The sequence below is a fragment of the Ruegeria atlantica genome (assembly GCF_001458195.1).
Classification (GTDB): Bacteria; Pseudomonadota; Alphaproteobacteria; order Rhodobacterales; family Rhodobacteraceae; genus Ruegeria; species Ruegeria atlantica.
Genome location: NZ_CYPU01000027.1, coordinates 1 through 5,323 on the forward strand (window position 1 = coordinate 1; position 5,323 = coordinate 5,323).

The window sequence follows — 5,323 nt, forward strand, 5'->3', positions numbered from 1 at the left end:
CGCGGGCCGGCGGGCGAATGCCGCCAGTGCGAGCAAGGAGTGGATAGATCGAAGACGACTCGCGATCAAAAAGCCGCCCTATAGAACTCATCGACTCTCCGCGTTGCCATCGATCCCATATCTCTGACTTCTGTTTGTCTGTGAAAAATATGCGACGACGATAGGCCATGGCTTACACTCCATCTTTCCAAAAAGATTAAAGTGTTGCATCGATCAGTTGAAACCGCCGGACGAAGCGGCCATTTAGGTTATCGCACTCAATGTCCGCTTTCTCAATCAGGCTAGGTATGGCTCTATATACACATTCCATAAGCGCGCCGTCTTTCTCTTATGAAATTTGGGGACCTACCTGCACCAGATGGAAACGGCTTCATGTTCCGTCAGGGCATAATGCTGGATCACCTGCGAGGTGATCAATAAGCGAACGCACTCTGGTTGTGAGGTGCCGGTTTTGCGGAAAGAGTGCGGCAACAACATACGGTGTGACCCGGTATTCGGCAAAAAGCTCCACCAGCTGGCCAGATTGCAGAGCGTCCGCGACCGTGTAAGCCGGGCATCGCGCGATTGCTGCACCCGCTGCGGCGATGCGGGCCGATCCTGCCGGAGCACTCATTCTAAAGCGCCCGTTCACTTGAACCGCCTCTTCTTGGCCATCAATGTCAAATTTCCAGATTGTCGGCTCTGTCATGTTGCCGTCGAGAATGCATTCGTGGGTGGCTAGAGTGCGTGGATGGGTCGGTTTACCTGCTCTCTCCAAATAGTCGGGTGAGGCACATACGACCAAGGGCATCCGACCAAGCTGCCGCACCTTAAGCGAACTATCACGCATCGGACCAATTCTGACGGCAAGGTCGATCCCTTCCTCTATTATGGACACCCTGCGATCCGAGAACTGTAGATCTAGTTCGACATTCGGGTGTTTTGCAGCAAATCGAGCGAGAGAGGGAGCGAGGCGCAATGTGCCAAAACCTGTGGGAGCGGAGATATGGATCGTGCCACGTAGCGACGCTTGTTCGTTTCTGACCCGTTCTTCAAGCTCATCAAACGCGTCGAGGAGCGGTGCGCACAACGCCAAGTAGGTCGCACCTGCATCTGTTAATGCCACGCTGCGTGTCGTGCGGTTTAGCAATTGAACACCGAGCGCGTTTTCCAAATCGGCTACATATTTGCTGACTAGACGCGCGGAGCGCCCCATCCGCTGCGCTGCGATGGTGAAAGAAGCGTTTTTTGCGACCAGCGCAAATGCGCGCATGCGATCAATCTTGTCCATGTCATTGCGCCCCCTCAGGGCTTAAAGTTACACCAAAAATGGCGATTATCTCACAATTATGCAACGGGTATTACCGTCTTAGAAGGTTCAAAATGACTGGAGACTCAGATGCCAAACGCCGTTCGTATTCACCATTTCGCCAAATCAGGTCACGCGCATCGTGCCTTGGTGTTCGCAAAACTTGCAGGGATCGCGCATGAAACCATTCCCGTTGATCTGGCAGCTGGTGCGCATAAGTCGCCTGAGTTTTTGGCGATGAACCCGAATGGGCAGGTTCCTGTTCTCGAAGATGGCGATGTAATTGTGCCAGATTCAAATGCGATCCTTGTCTACCTTGCGCGGGCTTATGCGCCTGACTGGATACCTAGCACTCCAATTGGTGAGGCTAAGGTTCAGCGTTGGCTCACACTCGCAGCTGGTGAAATTGCGTTTGGTTCATGCGCCGCGCGATTGATCACTGTTTTTGGAGCACCTTTGAACGCAGATTTCGCAGCCGCAACCGCCGAGAAGGCGATGCAGAAACTGGAACATGGACTTGAGGGCCGAGAATGGCTTGTTGGTGACCGCCCGACGATCGCGGATGTGGCGACATATTCGTATACAGCGCATGCGCCCGAGGGGAACGTTTCGCTCGACCCATATCCAAACGTACGAGCGTGGATATCCCGTTTCGAAGCTTTGCCTGGGTTTGAAGCAATGCCAGCTACCGCAGCTGGACTTTTAGCAGAGGCAGAGGCAGCGACATGACCGCAGAAGCGCCACGCTATCCGTTACCACCTTTCACAACGGAGTCGGCAATCGAAAAGGTCCGCCTTGCCGAAGACGGTTGGAACAGTCGTGATCCGGCGAAAGTCGCACTCGCTTACACGCAGGATAGCAATTGGCGCAATCGAGCGGAATTCCCGCGGGGTCGCACTCAGATCGAAGAATTCCTGTCGCGAAAGTGGGCCAAGGAACTGGACTATCGGTTGATCAAAGAGTTGTGGATCCATGACGGCAATCGCATCGCCGTGCGATACGCCTATGAGTACCACGATGACAGCGGCAACTGGTTCCGGGCCTACGGCAACGAGAACTGGGAGTTTGACGAAAGTGGCTACATGGAACGGCGGTTCGCCAGCATCAACGAACATCCGATCGCAGAGACGGACCGCAAGTTCCGCTGGCCTTTGGGGCGCCGCCCCGATGATCATCCAAGTCTAAGCGACTTGGGCCTCTAATCAAACTTTCAAGGGCATCAAATGCCCCTGAAAATTAAATCCAATGAAATCCGCGTGAAGGTCAGACAATGGCGCAGAAACATCAGTCGCACAAAGGGGAATTGCTGCTGCAAGAGCGGCGCAAAACACCCAAAGAGCTCATCGATGCCATTCCGCAATTCATCGATAGCAATATGCCGCAGCAGCACGCGGATTTCTTTGCTGGTCTGTCTTACTTGCCCTTGGCAACGCTCGACCAACAGGGGCGCCCATGGGTCAGTATTTTGGTCACAACCTCGGATGACGATCCTTCTGTCGGGATCAAGGTGTTGGGCGGCAACACAACGGATGTGGTTGCCGAGACCAACCCCTATGATCCATTTGCGCGCGCATTGCAGCAGGACTTGGCGTCTGCCGAAGAAGCGCGGCTTTTTGCTGGCGTTGGGGTCGATTTCAGCAACCGGCGGCGTAACAAAATCGCCGGGACAATCGGCGAGTCCATCGTCGAAAATACTGGAAAGGTGCGGCTTCGGCTTCATTCCGACCAGCATCTTGGGAATTGTCCGAAATACATCACTGAGCGCAGATTGGCGCACTTTCAGCGCGCGGCCGAACTGTCTTATGACAGCTTTGACACGATTACATCTGCCTTGCCCGCCGGCGCTAAAGCCTTGGTTGATCGCGCAAGCACGGTCTTTCTGGCGACAAGGCACATTGCTGAGAGCGATGCTTCGGACACTCTAACCGATATGGGTGTTAACCATCGCGGCGGTGCGCCGAGCTTTACCCGCATCTATGAAGAAGTCGAAGGTGATCAAGTAACAACTTATCTGGTTTTGCCTGACCATTCCGGCAATCGTTTTTACCAGTCTTTGGGTAACATCGAGACAAACCCTCAGGTCGGTCTCGTGTTTCCAGATTTCATCACGGGCCACGTCCTGTATGTCACTGGGGAGGCAGAAAATCTGTTCGCTGAGAAGGCAGAAACGCTTATGCCACGGGTGAGCCTGCTGACACGTATCAAAGTAACAGGGGCGGTCTTTGTCGCGGATGGGCTTAACCTAAAACTTACGTCTGAAGAGCAGTTTTCACCCTACAATCCGCCGGTTAAGCTCTTGCGGCAAGAATTGGAACAGATGGGGCATTCTGCGATGCCCTATGACGACGCTGCCGCGATCTCGGCTACGCTTGTCTCTACACAAGTTTTGTCCGACAATATTAAGACATTCACTTTTAAACTCTCATCGCCAGTCAATGCCCCTTTGCCCGGTGGGTTTGGTGTATTTGATTTCTCAGGCATTTTGGACGTCGGCTACAGCCATATGAACGAGGCGAACCCCCAGTTGGTGAACGAAGATTATATCCGAACTTGGACGCTTTCCAGCGCGCCAAGGTATGATCCGAAATTCAATACGTTCCGTGGGACCGATCATGTCAACGTCACCGTCAAACGCAAACCGGGCGGATTGGCGTCAAATGTCCTGCACGACAATGCGGACAAGCATATCGACAGGAATCTTCCGGTCGTCTTCAAGGGGGCTGGTGCAGGGTTTAGTTGTTTTGCAGAGGGGCACGACGGCACACCCCCTAGTGTCCCGCCAAAGATGCTTTGGATCGCGGGCGGAGTGGGCATTACGCCTTTCATGTCAATGTGGGACGGCATTCAGCAAGTGGCAAAGGCAAACCCAGATCAGACTTCTACTGACATCGTGCTTATGTTTACCGGGCGTGATGACGATATCGGCGTCTTGAACCACTTTGCGTCGCGACATGGCTCGCTACCGGATCAAGTGAAGCTCAGCATAGTTGCCTTTCAAAGCGTGAGCAGTCACCCATCTGCGGCACGATCCGTTCGGGACGGTCTGCGCGAAACGCTCTCCGACAACTTGCGGAATCTCGAAGAGCGACGCATGAAGATTAATGATTTCCGGACCGTCGCGGACCTGAGTGAGCGTGAAGTGTTCATGTGCGGACCTGCCGCTTTGATGAATTGGAGCGAAGAACTCCTCACCGAATTGAACGTTGACGAGTCGAGACGTCATCGAGAGACATTTACCTTCTGATTTCGTCATCCGTTCAGAAGTGGACATTGGTACCAGTAGCAGCATCGGTGAGTTTGGGCTCTTTCCAGACCTTAGCCGCACTTAGCTCAAACGGCGGCTGAGCGGACAAACCCGCCATCCACGCCAAGCTCTCCAATGTCTGCTTACAACATCGAGCCTCAGATACAGAGCACTGGCGGTAGCCATGTTTCCCGTAGCGGGGACTGATCCGGTTTAACAAAAGTCACGCGGAAGCTCGTTACATTCCATTTCCTGCGCCGTTTTATCGCCTTTGAAATGCAGTCCTGCCGCCATGGCGGGCTACCCCGCCAGGTCAAAGCCATGCTGGAAAAGGACTCTGGGAAGAAGCCCCGGCCTACATGCCCTGCCCTAAAACCCGGCGGACGCCTGTTGCGCGAGTGGAATGGCGTGACCCATGTTGTCGATGTGACAGAAGACGGCTTCACTTGGAACAGTCGTTCCTGTCGCTCGCTCTCGGCCATCGCTCGAGAGATTACGGGCGCGCATTGGTCAGGGCCGCGTTTCTTTGGGCTCACCGGCAAGGGGGCCAAATGAGCCCGCGCCGTAAAATCCGATGCGCCATATACACGCGCAAGTCCTCAGAAGATGGTCTGGATCAGGACTTTAATTCCCTGGACGCGCAATATGAGGCCTGCGCAGCCTATATCGCCAGCCAGCGACATGAAGGCTGGACCTTATTGCCAGTCCGCTACGATGACGGTGGCCTGTCGGGCGGCACCCTAGAGCGCCCTGCCCTTCAGCGCCTTCTTGAAGAGATCGATGCCGGGCGT

The 5,323-nt window shown here is 54.4% G+C and carries 5 protein-coding genes and 2 pseudogenes; 5 read left to right on the forward strand and 2 right to left on the reverse strand.

The annotated features are described in order from the left end of the window. Positions 1–169, reverse strand: a pseudogene (locus RUA4292_RS25695) (IS30 family transposase); the annotation flags it as partial. Positions 170–370: 201 nt separating this feature from the next. Beyond that, positions 371–1,270, reverse strand: coding sequence for a LysR family transcriptional regulator (locus tag RUA4292_RS08720; RefSeq protein ID WP_058277262.1), 900 nt, complete (start codon positions 1,268–1,270; stop codon positions 371–373). Between the two features lie 108 nt (positions 1,271–1,378). Between RUA4292_RS08720 and RUA4292_RS08725 the strand changes: the two genes are divergently transcribed. The 5 genes and pseudogenes from RUA4292_RS08725 to RUA4292_RS08745 all read left to right on the forward strand — a co-directional run. Next, positions 1,379–2,017, forward strand: a complete 639-nt coding sequence (locus RUA4292_RS08725; RefSeq protein ID WP_058277263.1) for a glutathione S-transferase family protein — start codon at positions 1,379–1,381, stop codon at positions 2,015–2,017. Next, entirely contained in the window at positions 2,014–2,490 is a 477-nt protein-coding gene (locus RUA4292_RS08730; protein WP_058277264.1) for a nuclear transport factor 2 family protein, read from the forward strand. The genes RUA4292_RS08725 and RUA4292_RS08730 overlap by 4 nt, the downstream gene beginning before the upstream one ends. A 68-nt stretch (positions 2,491–2,558) precedes the next feature. After that, a complete protein-coding gene (locus RUA4292_RS08735) occupies positions 2,559–4,532 on the forward strand; it encodes a pyridoxamine 5'-phosphate oxidase family protein (protein ID WP_058271400.1) in 1,974 nt (657 codons plus the stop codon). A 249-nt stretch (positions 4,533–4,781) separates the two neighbouring features. Then, positions 4,782–5,087: pseudogene (locus RUA4292_RS08740) on the forward strand (DUF2924 domain-containing protein); the annotation flags it as partial. Then, on the forward strand, positions 5,084–5,323 hold a 240-nt coding region (locus tag RUA4292_RS08745), incomplete at its 3' end, for a recombinase family protein (RefSeq protein ID WP_145974909.1). The pseudogene RUA4292_RS08740 and the gene RUA4292_RS08745, both read left to right, overlap by 4 nt.

Coding starts and splice junctions, on each gene's coding strand:
- RUA4292_RS08720 (WP_058277262.1), bottom strand. CDS start 1,270: ATGGACAAGATTGATCGCATGCGCGCATTTGCGCTGGTCGCAAAAAAC.
- RUA4292_RS08735 (WP_058271400.1), top strand. CDS start 2,559: ATGGCGCAGAAACATCAGTCGCACAAAGGGGAATTGCTGCTGCAAGAG.
- RUA4292_RS08730 (WP_058277264.1), top strand. CDS start 2,014: ATGACCGCAGAAGCGCCACGCTATCCGTTACCACCTTTCACAACGGAG.
- RUA4292_RS08725 (WP_058277263.1), top strand. CDS start 1,379: ATGCCAAACGCCGTTCGTATTCACCATTTCGCCAAATCAGGTCACGCG.